Raw genomic sequence first — 16,562 nt, 5'->3', positions numbered from 1 at the left:
CCGGTCGTAAGCGCCGGAACACCGCCGCCAGACCGACGATGCACGACTCACCCCCTAAGCGGAGACGAGCTATGTCGAATCATGTCTACAAGCAAATCGAACTGGTGGGCTCTTCCACCAAGTCCACCGACGACGCCATCACGCAGGCCATCGCGCGCGCTTCCGAGACGCTGCGCAATCTGGATTGGTTCGAAGTCACCGAAGTGCGCGGCCATATCAAGGATGGCAAGGTGGCGTACTGGCAGGTCGGCTTGAAGATAGGCATGCGGCTGGAAGGGAACGAGTGAGTCCGCTTGCTGCTTCTTTCTTGAGCACGCCTTCCAAGTGATTGTCGGATAAGGAGTTTTTCAGCTTGTTATCCGACTGTTCAGAGGCTTGTCCACATTCGGTGGGGACAAGCCTGTCTCGCTTGTGGCTGCGGCGCTCAAGGTCCGACGTGGCATCGTGAACCCGCCGGCTGTGGGCGTTTCTTGAGCGGCCCCTCCAAGTGCTTGGCCCACAAGGCTTTTTGCGTCCTGCCCTCATACTGTCCTCAGGCTTATCCACATTTGGCGGGGACAACCTCGGCGCCTCGATACAGCATTTGGGCCATTTTTGACCACCCCTTGCAGGCGCTTGATATGCAAGGGAATTTCCGACCTGCCCTCATACTGTCCTCATGCTTCTCCACAGAACGCGGGGACAAATCCACATTCAGGCGAGACCGCCGCGGAAGTCTGCCCGGGCATCCTGATTTCAGTGGATAAGTGCGTCAAAAATCATCCAAAAGGATGATTGCGCAATTTTTGATCGGCCCTTGCAAGTGCTTGGCGGGGCACGGATTTTTCATTCTGCCCCAAGGCTGTCCTCAACCTTCTCCACAGTTGGCGGGGATAAGTATGAGCCCCCCACACCGCACTCGCTGCGCTCGCTTGCTGCCCCCCGAGGGGGCGGCCCGCCTTGGGGCGGCCCGGCGGCGGGCCGGTGCGCTGGCGCCATTGGATGCGCCAGCGGCGACCGTCGTCGCTGCAAAAAAAAAGCCCCCCGACGTATCGGGGGGCTGGATCGCCCGGAGGTAGACGGGCGATCTCTGCCGGCCGGGAGGAGCCCGCGCCGGCAGCGGCGGCGATCAGGGGTTGAACTTCTTGATCCAGTCCACGTAGCGGTCCACCCAGCCTTGCAGGAATTTGCGGGTGCCTTCGTTGGTGATGTTGTACTGGTCATCGACCAGGCCTTCCGTGTATTGCAGGAAGACCTCGGGCGTGGTCAGGGCGTTGGCGCCCTCGGCGGCCAGGATATTGCGCAGGTGTTGCTGCATCAACGCGGTGCCGGCAGCGCTGGGCGAAGTGCCGACGATGCCGACGGCCTTGCCGGTCCAGGAGTTCTGGCCCCAGGGACGCGAACCCCAGTCGATGGCGTTCTTGATGGCGGCGGGCACGGAGCGGTTGTGCTCGGGCGACACGAACAGGATGCCCTGGGCGTCGGCGATCTGCTGCTTGAGCTTGGCGGCGGGGCCGGGCAGGTTGTTTTCGTTGTCCTGGTTGTAGAGCGGCACGTCGCCCAGGCTCACGTATTCGAACTTGAAGTCCGCGGGCACCAGCTTTTCCAGCGCGCGGGCCAGCCGCAGGTTGAACGAGGCAGCGCGCAGGCTTCCGACGAAAACGGCAATCTTGTAGGTGCTCATGGGGCGCAGGCTCCAAGGGGTGGACGGGAATGTCAGTGTAGACCTGTAAGCAAGCCCGCTCAATCTCGATCGCGGATATGTTTATTCATGATCATGACGCGCTGATGTCGGCTGCGCGCGGGCTGGCGCATCAGCTCATCAGGCTGACATGGGCAGCGACCACGCGCCATCCTTCAGGCGTGCGCATCCAGGTCTGGCTTTGCCGGCCGATACGGTCGCTGCCGTCGCGCTGGAACTCCAGATTGGCCGTCGCGAAATCCTGCCCGTAGGTGGTGACGACCGTGCGCAACACGCGGCGGGCCAGGCCTTGCGGCGAACGCGCCGCGCGAAAGGCGCGGATGGCATCGTAGCCGTAGAGGTTTTCGCCGGCGCCATAGCGCAGCGTGTGAGGGCTGTTCCAGAAGAGCGCATCCAGCACTTCCACCTGGTTGTTCACCAGGGCGGTTTCGTAGCGGTCCAGGGCGGCTGTGACCTCCGCCACGACGTCGGGCAGATTGATATCCATGCTTGCGGCTCCAGTTGGCACCGTTCTGGTGCGAAATATAGGGGTAATCACCAATGTGGTGTGTCTTGCGGTGCGGCGCACCCATCTCCGCGGCCGCGGTCTTTCGGCCTCGTCGGGGGAGCGCGGCGCGACGATCCTGGCATGCCGCTTGCTAGGGTTAATACTGCATAACAAGCTACGCGCCGATCCAGGAGTTCCGCCATGTCCCGTTCCACCGTTCCCGCCCCGGTCACCATGCTGGTCACCCGGCACATCGCACCCGAACGCTATGGCGATTTCCTGTCCTGGATGCGCCAGGGGGAGATCCTCGCGGCAGGTTTCCCGGGCTTTCTCGGGTCCGGTGTGCTGCAGCCCGCCGAAGGCGGCGACCAGTACCAGATAGTCCTGCGTTTTGCCGACGCGGCCAGCCTCGCCCGCTGGGAAAACTCCTTGCCGCGCCGCATGTGGCTCGAACGCGGCGCGTCGCTGGTGCGCGCCAGCCACGAGCGCCGCGTCAGCGGCACGGATGACTGGTTCGCGCCCAGGACCAGCGCGCCGCCGCGCTGGAAGCAGGCCGTCAGCATCTGGCTGGCTTACTTTCCGGTGTTGCTGGCGTTTTCCGTGCTGGCCAGCGAACCGTTGAGCCTCTTGCCGGTGTTCTGGCGGGTGCTGATCACCAGCGTAGCGTTGACGCCCGTCATGGTGTTCATCTGCATGCCCCTGGTGGCGCGCATGCTGCAGCGCTGGCTGCGGGCGAGCTGAAGCAGGCATGCGCGGCCGGTTCAGGCCGCGCGCGCGCTGCGGGAGGAATACAACCGGTGCAGCGTGATCTTGCGCACCGCCGCCTGGCTGCCCTGGATATGCGCGTTCAGCAGCGCAACCGAGCGTGCGGCGTCGCCGGCCAGCGCCGCGTCGAGTATGGCCGCGTGCTCTTCGTAGGTCTTGCCGATGCGTTCGGGTAGCGTGAAGTCCAGGCGCCGCACGATGCGGATGCGCTCGGTGGCTGCGCGGTGCACGCGCGCGATCTCGGGGTTGCCTGCGGCGGCCACCAGATCGATGTGAAAGCGCTCGTCCAGGTCCGCCAGCCGCTCGCTGTCGGCGGATCGTTCGCTTGGGTCCACCAGCCAGATGTCGGCCAGCGGGCGCAGCGCGCGCTGGCGTTCGGCGGCGTTGGCCGTTGCGCACAGCGACTGCACCGCGGCCGCCTCCAGCACGCTGCGCAGCTCGTAGAAATGGTCCAGCGTGTTGAAGTCCAATGGCTTTACCAGCCAGCCATTGCGCTGGCGCACCTCCAGATAGCCTTCCCGCTCCAGCCGGAACAGGGCCTCGCGCACCGGCGTGCGGCTGACCTGCAGGCGGTCGGCGATCTCGGTTTCAGTGAAGCGGTCGCCCGGCGCCAGCCGGAAGTCCAGGATGTCCCGCTTCAGCGTGCCGTAGGCGGTGTCGGCCAGCGTGCGCGGTATGTCGATGACGGCGAAGGCGGTTCCCATGTGGTGGCCTCGGAGCGGTGGTTAAAGAGAGCGGAGGCGGGCAATGCCGGCCTGCTGCAGCGCATGTGCGGCGCGCAGGCAATCGGCTTCGCGCCACGGCGCGCCGATCAGTTGCACGCCCAACGGCAGGTGATCGTCCTGTCCGGCTTCGGGCCAGACCGGCGCGGCGCAGACCGGCAGCCCGATGCACGACACCGGCTGCGTCAGGATGCCCATGCTGGCGCGCGCCGGCAGCCGCTGGCCGGCCAGTGTCAGCCAGTCTGCGCCGATGGGCGTGGCCGGCACCGGCGTGGCGGGGGCGATCAGTACGTCGTAGTGCTCGAACAGCGTCAGCGCTTCGCGATAGACGCGATGGCGGATGCGCTGCGCCTGCTGCGCCCAGGTTGCGGGCACAAGGCTGCCTGCGACCAGCCGGTCGCGCGACAGCGGTTCGTAGTAGTCATAGTGCGTAACGAGCTTGCGGCGGTGCAAGGCGCCGCCTTCCGCCGCGCTGATGACGAAGGCCGCGGCGCGGGCTTGGGCCGCGCCCTGGAGTTCGACGACAGACGTGGCGTCCAGCGCGTGCGCCGCGATCTCGACGGCACGGCGGGCCTGCGGTCCGGCCCATTCGGCGAAGTAGCCGCCCAGCACCGCCACCCGCAGTCCGCGCATGCCGCCGGCCAGCGCCGCCAGCGTGGGTTCGGCCGGGCGTTGGGCGCAGGCCACGTCGTCGGCGTCCATGCCCTGCAGCGCGTCGTAGGCGGCGGCAAGGTCGCTGGCGCTGGCCGCGAACGGCCCCAGGTGGTCGAGGCTGCCGACGAACGGAAACGAGCCTGCGCGCGACAAGCGGCCGAAGGTGGGCTTCAGGCCGAACACGCCGCACAGCGAGGCGGGCACGCGGATCGAGCCGTTGGTGTCCGAGCCCAGCGTCAGCGGCACCAGGCCGCCCGCGACCGCGGCGGCGCTGCCGCCGGACGAGCCGCCGGCGATGCGGGTGGTGTCGTGAGGGTTGCGGCAGGGGCCGTAGTGGCTGTTTTCCGTGGTGAAGCCATAAGCGTGCTCGTCCATGTTCAGCGCGCCGACCAGCACCGCGCCGGCCTCGCGCATGCGTTCGACCAGTCTGGCGTCGCGCCGCGCGGGCGGGTTGGAGGCGTTGACCCGCGCGCCGGCCAGGGTGACCTGGTCGGCGATGTCGAACAGGTTCTTGACCGCATAGGGCACGCCGGCCAGCGGCGGCAGCGGCTCGCCGCGGGCGCGGCGTGCGTCGATGGCCGCCGCTTCCTGCCGCGCCCGGCTTTCGGTGATGGCGGTGAAGCAGTTGTAGCGCGGATCGCGCTCGCGCACGCGCGCCAGCGTGGCGTCCAGCACCGCCATTGCGCTGCGTTCGCCGGCGCGGACCTGGCGCGCGATATCCTGCGCGGGGCCGCTCACGGGCGGAACACCGCGGCAGATTCCAGCTCCACGGCCAGCGGCTCATCGACGAAGCCGGCCGCGATGTCCTGGATGCGCGCGAACTGCTGCGCCACGTCGGCCACGGCCTGCTCGCGCAAGGCATAGCCGGCCAGCGCCAGGGCGCTGCGCACGTATTGGTCGATGGTTTCCTGGGTCATGGCGGACTCTCCGGTACGGGTGATTTACTTGCGCACTTCGCGCTGGAAGATTTCCAGGCTGAGCTTCTTCATTTCGATGAAGCTGGGTTCTGACAGCGTCGCCACCGTGCGGGGGCGCGCGTCGCGGTAATCCAGGATCTCCGCGACCCGGGTGGGCCGCTTGGTCAGCAGCAGCACCTGGTCAGCCAGGTACACGGCTTCCTCCAGGTCGTGCGACACCAGCAGCATGGTGGTGCCGGTCTGCATGAAGACCTCCTGCAGCTTTTCGCGGATGAACAGCGTCATCTCGAAGTCCAGCGCGGAGAAGGGCTCGTCCAGGAACAGCACCTCCGGTCCGGGCGCCAGCGCGCGCATGATCGAGGCGGTCTGCTGCTGTCCGCCGGACAGTTCATAGGGATAGCGGTTCAGGTCGAACTTGACGTCGAACGAGGCCACCAGCTCGGCGACCCGCGCATCCACCTCGGCCTTGCTGCGGCCTTCCAGGCGCAGCGGATAGGCGATGTTGTCGATGGTGCGCAGCCACGGGAACATGGCCTCGCGGTAGTTCTGGAAGACGTAGCCGATCTTGGTCTGAGCCAGCGACTTGCCGTCGAACAGGATCTCGCCCGAGTCGATCGGAATCAGGCCGGCGATCATGTTGATCAACGTCGACTTGCCGCAGCCGTTGGGGCCGAACACCGAGACGATCTTGCCCTTGGGGATGTCGAGGTTGAAGTCCTCGTACAGCGGCCAGCCGGCGAAGTACTTGGTCAGCCCGCGTATGGTGATGTGGGTGCCCAGCGGGCCGGGCTCGAACGGCGCGGCGGCAGGGCCGGGGGCGATGACGGGATTGAGGACGGTGGACATCAGCGGCCGCTCCAGTGGACCACGCGCTTTTCCAGCACGAGAAAAAGAATGTTCAGCACATAGCCGAGCGCGCCGGCGGCGAGGATGGCCGCATACATGTCGCGCACGTTCAGCACCTGCTGCGCATTGATGATGCGATTGCCCAGGCCGCTGTCGGAGCCGATGAACATTTCGGCCACGATCACGATGACCAGCGCCATCGACACGCCGCTGCGCAGGCCCACGAAGGTGGGCTGCAGGCTTTCCCAGATCAGCACGTCCTTGAAGATGCGCCAGCGCGACGCGCCCATCACGCGCGCCGCCATGACACGCTGCTTGCGGGCGTTGATGACGCCGTACGCGCTGTTGAACAGGATCACCAGCACCGCCGCGAAGGCCGCGATGGCAATCTTGTTCATGTCGGTGACGCCGAAGATCATCAGGAACAGCGGAATCAGCGCGGAAGAGGGCGTGGAGCGGAAGAAATCAATCAGAAACTCCACGCTGCGATAAGCCTTTTCGTTGCTGCCCAGCAGCACGCCCAGCGGCACGCCGATCACGCCCGCGATGAGGAAGGCCTGCAGTGTGCGGTTCAGCGACGCCAGGAAGTCCGCCAGCAGCGGGCCGCCCGCCATGCCCTTGACCAGCGCCGCAAGCGCCGCGCTGGGCGTGGGCAGCAGCACAGGGCTGACCAGTTGCAGGCGCACCACCAGGTCCCACACCACGAAGAGCGCCAGCGGGCCGATCAGCGGCAGCAGGCGGCTCGTGTCGAATTTGCGCAGGGGCCGCGCTGTCGCGGCCGGGCCGGCCGCGGTTGTTGCAGTGGTTGCGGTCATGGCTTAGCCCTTGTAGAGCATGGTCGAGACGTCGACCTTCTGGGCGAAGACGCCCTTGTCGGCGAACAGGTCGAAGAATTTCTGGAAGTGCTGGATGTCGCCGGGCGTGAACTCGTTGTAGAGGGTGTAGGCGGCCAGCGGCACTTCCTCGGTCATCGGACCTTCGATGGCGGTGTAGCCCTTGAGGTAGGGGCGGGCCTCTTCCGGCTTGCTGCGGATCAGTTCGATGCCGCGTGCATAGGCGGCGATGAATTTCCTGCTTTCCTCGGGATGCTTCTTCAGGAAGGCGGTGGTCAGCGATGCCGACCCGCCGAACCACGGCGCCATCGGATCGCCCAGCACGTACTTGGCGATGACGCCCGATTCCAGCACGCGGGTGGTGCCGTTCAGCCTGCCCACCGTGCCCGTGGGCTCCAGCGTGTAGCAGGCGTCCAACTGGCCGGCGGCGACCGCGGCGACGTGCTGGCTTATCGCCAGCTCGACCACGGTCGCCCCGGTTGCGCCGGCGCGCTCCAGCACTGCTTTGGCCAGCGTGGCGTTCTGGATGCCGGGTCCAGATCCGACCTTTTTCCCCTTGAGGTCTGCGATGGATTTGATGGGACTGTCTTTCGCGACGATGAACTCATCCAGCACGTGCTTGGCGTTGCTGGGATTGGACGCAAAGATCTTGAACAGGCCGGGCGAGGCGATCTCGCCGATGGCCAGGTTGGCCGAGCCGGTGCCGTTGGCGCTGCCGTCCGCGCGGCCGGCCAGCATCGCTTCCATGACCTGCTGCGCGCCCGCGAATTTCAGCGGCTCGACGTTCAACCCGGCCTCCTTGAAATAGCCCTTTTCCAGCGCCGCGTAGAACGGCAGGCCGGCCGCCACGGGCCAGAAGCCGATGCGGATGACGGGTCCCGACTGCGCGCGCGTCAGCGCCGGCGCGGCCAACGTCGCGGCGCCCAGCGCGGCGCCCTGGATCAGCCGGCGGCGGGTGGCGTTGAAGGCATGGGGCGCGTTGCGGTAGATCATGAGGGAGCTCCTGGTGTGCAAGGAAAGTGGCGCTTGTAGACAAGCTGGCATACCAGGCATCAAGCAAGAGCCGTGCCAACTTCGTCCGGGGCGGCAGGCGCCCAGGGAGCGTGGCGGGCCGGCCTCGCGCTGGTGCCTCGCCTGAACCACATTGGTGCACGGCGCACCATTGAAGGGGACATAACCGGCCCTGTGTCGCGCTGCGCGCGATGGCGTAGCATGTGGGCGGATCGGAGCGTGCCGCTCCGGGTTCGTGAACCCTTGCGCGACGCCCTGGCTGCGTCATACCGAGATGAATACGCGTTTTGTCGAAGCCTTTCTGTGGTCGGCGCGCCTGGGCAGTTTCCGGGCGGCGAGCGACCGTCTGCACATTACCCAGGCCGCCGTGGCCAATCGCATCGCGTCGCTCGAAGAGGACATAGGCGCGCGCCTGTTCGAGCGCGACGCCAAGGAGCTCAGGCTGACGGCCACCGGCACCCGGCTGCTGGACTATGGCGAACGACTGCTGGAGATCCGCCAGCAGATCCTGTCGCTGGGCAAGGGCGGCGACGAGGTCTTCGGCCTGGTGCGTATCGGCGCCATCGAGACCGTGGTGCACACCTGGCTGATCGGCTTCCTGACCAATCTGCGCTCCACCTACCCGGGCATCGAGGTCCAGCTCACCTCCGAAACCACGCGCGCGCTGCACCGGGGCTTGCGCGAGGGCACGCTCGATATCGCGCTGCAGACGGACCTGCTGAACGACAGCGGCATCATCAGCACCGCCTGCCTGCCAATGGAGATGGGCTGGGTCGGACCGGCCGGCGACGAGGACGCTCTGAGCGCGCAACAGCTGCTGAGCGAGCCGGTGCTGACCATGAGCCCGGGATCGCAGCCGCACGAAGCGCTCAAGGCCCTGTACCGCGAAGTCGGCATGCCGCAGGGCAAAGTGCACTGCGTCAGCTCGATCTCCGCGCTGGCGCGGCTGGTGCGCAGCGGCTTCGGCCGGGCGCTGGTGCCGCTGCCGCCCATCTATGAATATGTGGCGCGAGGCGAGGTGCAGATCATCCGCTGCGACATCCCCGTGCCGCCCCAGCTGCTGGTGGTGAGTTATCTGGAAAGCGCCGGGTCGGACGCGATCCGCTTGGTGGCCGAACTCGCCAGCCGCGCTTCCGACCAGTTCACGTCCTCGGTCACTGCGCCGCGATTGGGTTCGGCGCAATAGTGTTATCCCTAGGGCGTCTTTCAGTAATTTTATTGCCGCGCAGAAGAATTACTCGTTTGTCCCGGGGCAGCCGGCCGGCTGAAGATGGAGCCTTCCGTAATCGAAGGAATTTCCTGTCTTCCGCCCATGAGCACGCGCACCGAATCCACTCTCCCGCCGCACGGCCTGCTGTTCGTCGCCACTGACGCCGACCCCGCCCACGAAGCCGATTTCAACCGCTGGTACGACCGCGAACACGTGGAAGAACGTGTGCGCATCCCCGGCTTTCTGTCGGGCGCGCGCTACCTGTCGCGCGCAGGCGGCCGCAGGTATCTGGGCCTGTATCGCACCGAATCGCTGGCCGCCTTCATCACGGCGGACTATCGCAAGGCGTTCGAGCGCCAGACCGAGTGGTCGGTGACCAACCTGGACCGCATGCGCGACCCGATGCGCCGCGTGTGCGCCGTGCGGGCCGTGACGGGCTTTGGCTCCGGCAGCGAGATCGCGGTCCTGCCTCTGCCGGCGACGAATGACAGCGAAGCGCTGGTGGCGCGGGCGCAGGCGCTGGGCGCCGAACTGGCGCAGGCGGACGGCTTCGTGCAGTCCTACCTGCTGGTGCCGGACGTGGCGCTCAGCACGCCGCTGCCGCGCGAGTCCGCCGAAAACCGCGTGCTGGCGCCGCTGTTCGTGGCGGAAGCGAGTTCCGCCGCTGCCGCGCGCGCGCTGCGCGACGATGCTTGCCGCGCCTTCGATGCCGATCCGGCCAGCGCCTGGCTGCTGCAACTGGGCTGGAAGCTGACGGCCGCCGACCTGCGCTGAGCCCATTGCGGCCAGTCACCAAACATCCGATTCAAGGGGAATCCCATGGCTGAACAAACGCTATACGGCGCCGCGGCGGTCAAGACCGCGGCAGCGCCCAACAAGATGCGCAGGCTGGCCCTGGCCAGCTCGGTCGGCACCACGCTGGAGTGGTACGACTTCACCATCTACAACCTGATGGCTGCGCTGGTATTCAACGCCATCTTCTTTCCGTCCTTCGACCCGCTGACGGGCACGATCCTGGCGTTTTCCACCTATGCCGTGGGCTACGTGTCGCGGCCCCTGGGCGGCTTCGTCTTTGGCCACCTGGGTGATCGGCTGGGACGCAAGTTCGTCCTGGTCGCCACCCTGGTCATCATGGGCGTGTCCACCGGCCTGATGGGGTTGTTGCCGACCTACGCGTCCTGGGGCGTGTGGGCGCCGGTGGCCCTGGTGGCCTTGCGCTTTGTACAGGGCGTGGCGCTGGGCGGCGAATGGGCTGGCGCGGTGCTGCTGTCGATGGAGCATGGCAAGCCGGACCAGCGCGGGCGCAACGCTTCCTTCACGCAGATCGGTCCGTCCTGCGGCACGCTGATAGGCACGGGCTTCATCGCCGCGGTCTCGGCCTTCCTGAGTCCCGAGGACTTCCAGGCCTGGGGTTGGCGCGTGCCCTTCGTCTCCAGCGTGGCGCTGGTGCTGTTCGGCCTGTGGCTGCGCCGCGGGGTGGAGGAAACGCCCGTGTTCCTGGAAATGGAGCAGAAGCGCGAAACCGCCGCCACGCCCATCAAGGAAGTGCTGGGCCAGTACTGGCGGCAGCTGCTGATCGCGGGTGGCTCGCGCATCGGCTCCGACGTGCTTTATGCGTTGGTGGTGGTGTTCACGCTGACCTACGTCACCACGGTGCTGCACCTGTCGCGGCCCATGGCGCTTACCGCGACCATGCTGGGCGCCGCGCTCAACGCGATTGCGGTGCCGCTGTGCGGGCATCTGTCAGACAAGATCGGCCGCCGTCCGGTGTATCTGGCGGGCGCGGTACTGGGCATGATCTGGGCCTTCGTCTTCTTCGTGCTGATGGACACCGCGCATCCCATCGCCATCTGCGCTGCCGTCGTGGTGGGCCTGCTGATCCACGCGCTGATGTACGGCCCGCAGGCTGCCTTCATCACCGAGCAGTTTCCGGGCCGTGTGCGCTATGCGGGTTCGTCCCTGGCCTACACCCTGGCCGGCATCGTCGGCGGCGGGTTCGCGCCGCTGATCATCGCCAGCCTGTTCAAGTCCTGGAACTCGACCTTTGCCATATCGCTGTACGTGGCGGCGGCGCTGATCGTGACGGCGGTGGCGGTGCTGGCTGCCAGGGAAACGGCGAAATCTCCGTTGCAACGCTGAGGCGCATCTAGGCCGGCCAGGCGCCGCCCGGACTGGAGTCCGGACGGCGCCTTGCGGTTCAAAGAAATGTCAGGTATCTGACTTTATTCTGAACACCAAACGAAAATTGTTTACACTCTCATCCTCAAAATTCGAGGTTGAGCGGGCCGCCGTGGGGGCGGGATCCGTTCCTGTTACGGGAGAGAGTCGATGCGCAAGTTGTTGTTGGGAGCGGTGTTGGCCGCTGCGGTGTTCGGGGGGACGGCCCAGGCTGCGGCCGAGCCCAAGGCCGTGGTCGCCACGTATTCGGATCTGGCGCTGGCCGGCTACGAAGACTCGCTGACTTCCGCCAAAGCCCTGCGCACAGCCATCGACGCCCTGATCGCCAAGCCCAGCGCCGAAACGCTGAAGGCCGCGCGCGAGGCCTGGCTTGCGGCGCGCGTGCCGTACCAGCAGACCGAGGCGTACCGCTTCGGCAACCCCATCGTCGACGATTGGGAAGGCCGTGTGAACGCATGGCCGCTGGACGAAGGCCTGATCGACTACGTCGACGCCTCCTACGGCACGGAAAACGACGAGAACGCCTACTACGCCGTCAACGTCATCGCCAATTCCAAGATCTCTGTGGGCGGCAAGACCGTCGATGTCAGCAAGATCACGCCCCAGCTGCTGTCCGAGGTGCTGCATGAAGCCGACGGCAACGAAGCCAACGTGGCCACGGGCTACCACGCCATCGAATTCCTGCTGTGGGGCCAGGACCTGAACGGCACCGGCCCCGCGTCGGCAGACCGCAAGGGCACGCCGCAGGAACGCCATGCCGGCAACCGTCCGTACACCGATTTCGATCCGAAGCAGTGCACGGGCGGCCACTGCGAACGCCGCGTGCAGTTCCTGAAGGCCGTGACCGATCTGTTGGTGACGGACCTGGAAGAGATGGTCGGCAACTGGAAGAAGGACGGCGCCGCGCGCAAGGCCGTCGAAGAAGATCCGAAGGCCGGCCTGATCGCCATGCTGACCGGGCTGGGCAGCCTGTCTTACGGCGAGCTGGCCGGCGAACGCATGAAGCTGGGCCTGATGCTGCATGACCCCGAAGAAGAGCATGACTGCTTCTCGGACAATACGCACAACTCGCACTATTACGACCAGATCGGCATCCGCAACGTCTACCTGGGCAGCTACACCCGCATCGACGGCAAGACCGTCTCGGGCGCCAGCCTGTCGGAAATGGTGAAGGCCCGCGATCCCAAGCTGGACGCCGAGGTTCGCGCCAAGCTGGACGCCACCGTGGCCGCCATGCAGGCGATGAAGACGCGCGCCGAAACGGTCGAAACCTACGACCAGATGATTTCGGACGGCAACAAGGAAGGCAATGCCGTGGTCCAGGCCGCCATCGACCGCCTGGTCGACCAGACCCGCAGCCTGGAGCGCGTGATCGCCCTGCTGGACCTGGGCAAGGTTGCCATCGAAGGTTCCGATAGCCTGGACAAACCTGACGCCGTATTCAAGTGAAACTCGTTTTAGCCGCCGTACTGGCGGCGTCGGCCCATGCCGGCGCCGCCGCCGCTCCAACCGGGCGTGACGACCTCACGCCCGAAGATCTGAAACGCGTGACCGCCATCACGGCGCCCACGCGCGATTTCTCCAAGGTCGAGACCTTCGAGACCATGCAGGCTGGGGCCGCCACCACCAACAAACTCATCAACGCCGACATCTTTTCGCAGCCGTCGGCCAACATGAGCTTCGAAGGGCGCCAGGAATTCCAGGTCGGCAACGGCCTGTTTCGCAAGGACTGGGTCTCGGCGCCGGCTTCCACGCAGGCGTCCGATGGCCTGGGCCCGCTCTTCAATGCGCGTTCCTGCCAGGCCTGTCACACCAAGGACGGACGCGGCACGGTGCCGGGCTTCGATCCTTTGGAACGTACCGATGCGGTAGCGCTGTTGCTGCGCCTGGCGGTGCCGCAGGGCGCCGACCGCGGCCACCCCAAGCTCGCGCCGGGCGAGATCGCGGCCTTGCCCGAACCCGTTTACGGCGTGCAACTGCAGAACTTCGCGGTCGCGGGCCTGCCCGCCGAAGGCCGCATGGAGATCGAATACCAGCCGGTCCCGGTCGCGCTCAACGGCGGTGAAACCGTCACGCTGATGAAGCCGGCCTACCGCATCGAGAACCTGGGCTATGGCCCGATGCGTGCAGACACGCAGATCTCGCCGCGCCTGGCGCCGCCCATGATAGGCCTGGGCCTGCTGGAATCCATCCACGAAGCCGACATCCTGGCCAACGTGGGCGCGGACAAGCGCGACGGCATTGTCGGCAAGGCCAACTGGGTCACCGACGCGCGCACTGGCGCGCGCGTGCTGGGCCGCTTCAACCTGAAGGCCGGCCAACCCACGGTCGAGCAGCAGAGCGCAGCCGCCTTCTCCAACGACATGGGGCTGTCCACGCCTCTGTTCCCTCAGCATTCCGGCGACTGCACGCCTTCGCAGAAGCAGTGCCTGGACATGCCGCACGGCGCGCAGCCACGCTTCGGCCCCGAGGAAGTGCCGGCCAAGCTGATGGACTTCGTCACCATCTATTCCACCAACCTTGCCGTGCCGCAGCGCCGTGACGCCGACGATGCGCGGGTGCTGGCCGGCAAGAAGCTGTTTTACGAAGCCAATTGCGTCGCCTGCCACGTGCCCAAGTACGTCACCAGCCGCAACGCCAAGCAGCCCGAGCATCGCTTCCAGCTGATCTGGCCTTACACCGACATGCTGGTGCACGACATGGGCGACGATCTGGCCGACGGCGTATCGGACGGGCTGGCCAATGGCCGCGAATGGCGCACGCCGCCGCTGTGGGGCATTGGCCTGACCAAGACCGTGAACCCCAATGCCACCTGGCTGCATGACGGACGCGCGCGCACCTTGCTGGAAGCCGTGCTGTGGCATGGCGGCGAGGCCAAGCCGGCGCGCGATCGCGTGGTGGCGATGACGCCGGAAGAACGCGCCGATCTCATTCGTTTCCTGGAGTCGCTGTGATGGCCGGATTTGCAAAGCTGATGTTCAAGCGCGCCGCGGCCGCGACGCTGGTCCTGGCCGCACCCTCGGCCGCGCTGGCCGCGCCGCCCTCCGACCTGGGCGAGCGCCTCGCGCGCGATTACGCCCGTCCCGCCGTGGCCAGGATGGTTGACGCGGCGTCGGCGCTGGACGGCGCGCTGGGCGGCTGGTGCGCGCAGCCCGGCGCAGCCGACGCGAAGCGCGTCAAAGAGGCTTTCGAAAATCTGGCCCTGGCGTGGTCCGGCATCGAGTTCCTGCGCTTCGGCCCGCTGGTGCAGGCCAACCGCTACGAGCGCCTGGCGTTCTGGCCCGATACGCGCGGCGTCATGCCCAAGCAGGTGCAGGCGCTGATCACCGCCCAGGACGGCGCCTTGCTCGTGCCCGGTGCACTAGCGGGACGCAGCGTGGCCGTGCAGGGCCTGCCCGCGTTGGAATACGTGTTGTACGGCGAGCCGGCCTTGCTGCGGCAGGATGGCGGGCAGGTCGGCACCTACGCCTGCGATTACGCCCGGGCGGTGGTCGCCAACGTCAGGCAGATCTCGCGCGATGTAGCCCAGGCCTGGAGCGCCGAAGGCGATTTCGGCCGGCAGTTTGCGCAACCCAAGGCCGGCAACGACCTGTACCGCGACCAGCAGGAAATCGCGGCCGAGGCCATGAAGTCGCTTTCCACGGGATTGCAGTTCGCACGCGACGTGAAGATCCTGCCGGTGCTGGGCGACACGCCGGAAGCGGCGCGGCCCAAGCGCGCCGCATTCTGGCGCAGCCAGCTGTCCACGCGCCTGCTGGCGGCCAACCTGGAAGGGCTGCAGGCCTTCTACCAGGCGGGCGCCTATGCGCTGCCCAAGGGCGATGCCTGGATGGCCGAGTCCGTGCGCGGTGAACTGGCCAGCGCGGCGCGCACGCTGCTGGATGTGCCAACGCCGTTGGAGCAGGCCTTGGCTCAGGAAGACGGGCGCAGGCAACTGACGCTGGCGGCGCTGACCCTGAAGAACGCCAAGGCCATCGTCGACGAGAATCTGGCGCCGGCCCTGGGCGTCACGATCGGATTCAATGCGCTCGATGGCGATTGACCGGCGCCGCTTCCTGTCGCTTGCGGCCGCGCTGGGCCTGGCTCCGGCGGCGGCGTTGGCGGCTGCGCCCAAAGACGGCGAAGTCCTGTACCTGAGCGCGCGCAAACGCGGCGGGCGCGACGAAACCGCGCTGCTGGACGCGGCCGGGCATGACCGGCTGGTGGTGCCGATGCCCGCGCGCGGACACAGCTTCGCCATCGATGCCGCGGGGGAACGCGCGGTCGTCTTCGGCCGCCAGCCGGGCTTCTTCGCGCTGGCCTTCTCGCTGCGCGGCGGCGAACCCCAGGCCTTGCCTATGCACGAGGAACGCCACTTCTTCGGCCACGGCGCCTACGTGGACGGCGGCCGGCTGCTGGCCGCCACCGAAAACGATTTTGAAGCGGGCCGGGGCGTGCTGGGGCTGTACGACGCCTCGCCCGGGGGCGCATACCGCCGTATCGGCGAATTCGACAGCGGCGGCATCGGTCCGCATGAAGTCGTGCTGATGCCCGACGGCAAGACGCTGTGCGTCGCCAACGGCGGCATCCTGACGCATCCCGACTACGGCAAGCTGGAGCTCAACCTGGACACGATGCGGCCCTCGCTGGCCTACATCGACGCGGCCAGCGGCGAGCTGCTGGAAAAAGTGGAGCTGGAGCCCGCCTTGCACCGCCTGTCCATCCGCCACCTGGCGCTGGCCGCCGACGGCTGCGTCTGGTTTGGCTGCCAGTACATGGGTCCGGCCTCCGACCGGCCGGCGCTGGTGGGACGGCACAGGCGCGGCGCGCAGCTGGAACTGTTCGAAGGACCCACGCAGGCGCTGCGCCAGATGCGCAATTATGTCGGTTCGGTGGCGGTGGATGCCGCGGGCGCCGTGGTCGCGACATCCAGCCCGGTGGGCGGGCAGGTGATCTACTGGGACGCGGCCAGCGGCCGTTGCCTGGGCACGACCGAACTGGCCGATGGCTGCGGCGTGGCGCCGGCCGCCGGAGACGGCTTCCTGCTGAGCAGCGGCCTGGGAGCGATGCTGCGCACCGACGCGTCCGGCAAGGAGCAGCCCGTGCTGGCGCCGTCGCGCGAGGTCTCCTGGGACAACCATTTCCGCAAAGTTCCGGCGCGGGCCTGAACCCGCGTGCTTACAAAGCTTGACACAACGGGGCCGCGATGCGGCCCTTATCGCAAGCGCCATCTGATAAAGTTTTCGGCTGCTTTTTTCAGGCCGCCAGGCGTCCGTTGC

17 protein-coding genes are annotated in these 16,562 nt (G+C 67.0%); 9 read left to right on the top strand and 8 right to left on the bottom strand.

Annotated elements, in window-relative coordinates; all coding sequences use genetic code 11:
* Window positions 1–71: 71 nt before the first annotated feature.
* Window positions 72–287 (top strand): dodecin, encoded by a 216-nt coding sequence (locus HV793_RS26240; RefSeq protein WP_054453233.1) that lies wholly within the window; start codon window positions 72–74, stop codon window positions 285–287.
* Between the two features lie 821 nt (window positions 288–1,108).
* On the opposite strand, the gene HV793_RS26235 is transcribed toward HV793_RS26240, so the two are convergent.
* Window positions 1,109–1,663 (bottom strand): NADPH-dependent FMN reductase, encoded by a 555-nt coding sequence (locus HV793_RS26235; protein WP_054453230.1) that lies wholly within the window; start codon window positions 1,661–1,663, stop codon window positions 1,109–1,111.
* 130 nt (window positions 1,664–1,793) lie between these two features.
* On the bottom strand, window positions 1,794–2,168 hold the full coding sequence (hpxZ, locus tag HV793_RS26230; RefSeq protein WP_054453228.1) for an oxalurate catabolism protein HpxZ: 375 nt from the start codon (window positions 2,166–2,168) through the stop codon (window positions 1,794–1,796).
* Between the two features lie 201 nt (window positions 2,169–2,369).
* Here hpxZ and HV793_RS26225 point away from each other — a divergent pair, with 201 nt between their 5' ends.
* Complete coding sequence (locus HV793_RS26225; RefSeq protein ID WP_054453226.1) at window positions 2,370–2,909, top strand: antibiotic biosynthesis monooxygenase; 540 nt, start codon at window positions 2,370–2,372, stop codon at window positions 2,907–2,909.
* Window positions 2,910–2,929: 20 nt separating this feature from the next.
* Here HV793_RS26225 and HV793_RS26220 read toward each other — a convergent pair whose 3' ends face one another.
* From HV793_RS26220 to HV793_RS26195, 6 genes are read right to left on the bottom strand one after another with little or no spacing between them, the layout of a single operon-like run.
* Complete coding sequence (locus HV793_RS26220) at window positions 2,930–3,637, bottom strand: GntR family transcriptional regulator (RefSeq protein ID WP_054453224.1); 708 nt, start codon at window positions 3,635–3,637, stop codon at window positions 2,930–2,932.
* Window positions 3,638–3,658: 21 nt separating this feature from the next.
* A complete protein-coding gene (locus tag HV793_RS26215) occupies window positions 3,659–5,047 on the bottom strand; it encodes an AtzE family amidohydrolase (protein ID WP_082400888.1) in 1,389 nt (462 codons plus the stop codon).
* Entirely contained in the window at window positions 5,044–5,226 is a 183-nt protein-coding gene (locus HV793_RS26210) for a DUF4089 domain-containing protein (protein ID WP_054453222.1), read from the bottom strand. The genes HV793_RS26215 and HV793_RS26210 overlap by 4 nt, the downstream gene beginning before the upstream one ends.
* A 24-nt stretch (window positions 5,227–5,250) precedes the next feature.
* Window positions 5,251–6,072: an ABC transporter ATP-binding protein gene (locus tag HV793_RS26205; protein ID WP_054453221.1), complete on the bottom strand. Its 822-nt coding sequence runs from the start codon at window positions 6,070–6,072 to the stop codon at window positions 5,251–5,253.
* Complete coding sequence (locus HV793_RS26200; RefSeq protein WP_054453219.1) at window positions 6,072–6,887, bottom strand: ABC transporter permease; 816 nt, start codon at window positions 6,885–6,887, stop codon at window positions 6,072–6,074. Before HV793_RS26200 ends, HV793_RS26205 begins: the two co-directional genes overlap by 1 nt.
* A 3-nt stretch (window positions 6,888–6,890) precedes the next feature.
* A complete protein-coding gene (locus HV793_RS26195; RefSeq protein WP_054453217.1) occupies window positions 6,891–7,898 on the bottom strand; it encodes an ABC transporter substrate-binding protein in 1,008 nt (335 codons plus the stop codon).
* A gap of 292 nt (window positions 7,899–8,190) precedes the next feature.
* On the opposite strand from HV793_RS26195, the gene HV793_RS26190 reads away from it, so the two are divergent.
* The 7 genes from HV793_RS26190 to HV793_RS26160 all read left to right on the top strand — a co-directional run bounded on the left by HV793_RS26190 (window position 8,191) and on the right by HV793_RS26160 (window position 16,451).
* Window positions 8,191–9,102 carry a LysR family transcriptional regulator gene (locus HV793_RS26190; RefSeq protein WP_054453214.1) on the top strand — a complete coding sequence of 304 codons (912 nt, stop codon included), beginning with the start codon at window positions 8,191–8,193 and terminating at the stop codon, window positions 9,100–9,102.
* Window positions 9,103–9,228: 126 nt separating this feature from the next.
* Window positions 9,229–9,900 carry a DUF4286 family protein gene (locus HV793_RS26185; RefSeq protein WP_175214158.1) on the top strand — a complete coding sequence of 224 codons (672 nt, stop codon included), beginning with the start codon at window positions 9,229–9,231 and terminating at the stop codon, window positions 9,898–9,900.
* Between the two features lie 45 nt (window positions 9,901–9,945).
* Window positions 9,946–11,265: an MFS transporter gene (locus HV793_RS26180; RefSeq protein WP_054453211.1), complete on the top strand. Its 1,320-nt coding sequence runs from the start codon at window positions 9,946–9,948 to the stop codon at window positions 11,263–11,265.
* 189 nt (window positions 11,266–11,454) lie between these two features.
* Entirely contained in the window at window positions 11,455–12,753 is a 1,299-nt protein-coding gene (locus HV793_RS26175; RefSeq protein ID WP_175214157.1) for an imelysin family protein, read from the top strand.
* Window positions 12,750–14,258, top strand: coding sequence for a di-heme oxidoreductase family protein (locus HV793_RS26170; protein ID WP_119450067.1), 1,509 nt, complete (start codon window positions 12,750–12,752; stop codon window positions 14,256–14,258). Before HV793_RS26175 ends, HV793_RS26170 begins: the two co-directional genes overlap by 4 nt.
* On the top strand, window positions 14,258–15,346 hold the full coding sequence (locus HV793_RS26165) for an imelysin family protein (RefSeq protein WP_175181866.1): 1,089 nt from the start codon (window positions 14,258–14,260) through the stop codon (window positions 15,344–15,346). The genes HV793_RS26170 and HV793_RS26165 overlap by 1 nt, the downstream gene beginning before the upstream one ends.
* On the top strand, window positions 15,336–16,451 hold the full coding sequence (locus HV793_RS26160; RefSeq protein ID WP_054453204.1) for a DUF1513 domain-containing protein: 1,116 nt from the start codon (window positions 15,336–15,338) through the stop codon (window positions 16,449–16,451). Before HV793_RS26165 ends, HV793_RS26160 begins: the two co-directional genes overlap by 11 nt.
* The last annotated feature ends 111 nt before the right edge of the window (window positions 16,452–16,562 follow it).

The organism is Achromobacter aegrifaciens (assembly GCF_902859965.1).
GTDB lineage: Bacteria > Pseudomonadota > Gammaproteobacteria > Burkholderiales > Burkholderiaceae_B > Achromobacter > Achromobacter aegrifaciens.
This window is presented reverse-complemented; position numbering and strand designations above follow the sequence as displayed.

Bases quoted from the DNA above. Each gene is read 5' to 3' on its own strand.
- HV793_RS26240 (WP_054453233.1), top strand. From the start codon at position 72: ATGTCGAATCATGTCTACAAGCAAATCGAACTGGTGGGCTCTTCCACC.
- HV793_RS26235 (WP_054453230.1), bottom strand. From the start codon at position 1,663: ATGAGCACCTACAAGATTGCCGTTTTCGTCGGAAGCCTGCGCGCTGCC.
- hpxZ (WP_054453228.1), bottom strand. From the start codon at position 2,168: ATGGATATCAATCTGCCCGACGTCGTGGCGGAGGTCACAGCCGCCCTG.
- HV793_RS26225 (WP_054453226.1), top strand. From the start codon at position 2,370: ATGTCCCGTTCCACCGTTCCCGCCCCGGTCACCATGCTGGTCACCCGG.
- HV793_RS26220 (WP_054453224.1), bottom strand. From the start codon at position 3,637: ATGGGAACCGCCTTCGCCGTCATCGACATACCGCGCACGCTGGCCGAC.
- HV793_RS26210 (WP_054453222.1), bottom strand. From the start codon at position 5,226: ATGACCCAGGAAACCATCGACCAATACGTGCGCAGCGCCCTGGCGCTG.
- HV793_RS26205 (WP_054453221.1), bottom strand. From the start codon at position 6,072: ATGTCCACCGTCCTCAATCCCGTCATCGCCCCCGGCCCTGCCGCCGCG.
- HV793_RS26200 (WP_054453219.1), bottom strand. From the start codon at position 6,887: ATGACCGCAACCACTGCAACAACCGCGGCCGGCCCGGCCGCGACAGCG.
- HV793_RS26195 (WP_054453217.1), bottom strand. From the start codon at position 7,898: ATGATCTACCGCAACGCGCCCCATGCCTTCAACGCCACCCGCCGCCGG.
- HV793_RS26190 (WP_054453214.1), top strand. From the start codon at position 8,191: ATGAATACGCGTTTTGTCGAAGCCTTTCTGTGGTCGGCGCGCCTGGGC.
- HV793_RS26185 (WP_175214158.1), top strand. From the start codon at position 9,229: ATGAGCACGCGCACCGAATCCACTCTCCCGCCGCACGGCCTGCTGTTC.
- HV793_RS26180 (WP_054453211.1), top strand. From the start codon at position 9,946: ATGGCTGAACAAACGCTATACGGCGCCGCGGCGGTCAAGACCGCGGCA.
- HV793_RS26175 (WP_175214157.1), top strand. From the start codon at position 11,455: ATGCGCAAGTTGTTGTTGGGAGCGGTGTTGGCCGCTGCGGTGTTCGGG.
- HV793_RS26165 (WP_175181866.1), top strand. From the start codon at position 14,258: ATGGCCGGATTTGCAAAGCTGATGTTCAAGCGCGCCGCGGCCGCGACG.
- HV793_RS26160 (WP_054453204.1), top strand. From the start codon at position 15,336: ATGGCGATTGACCGGCGCCGCTTCCTGTCGCTTGCGGCCGCGCTGGGC.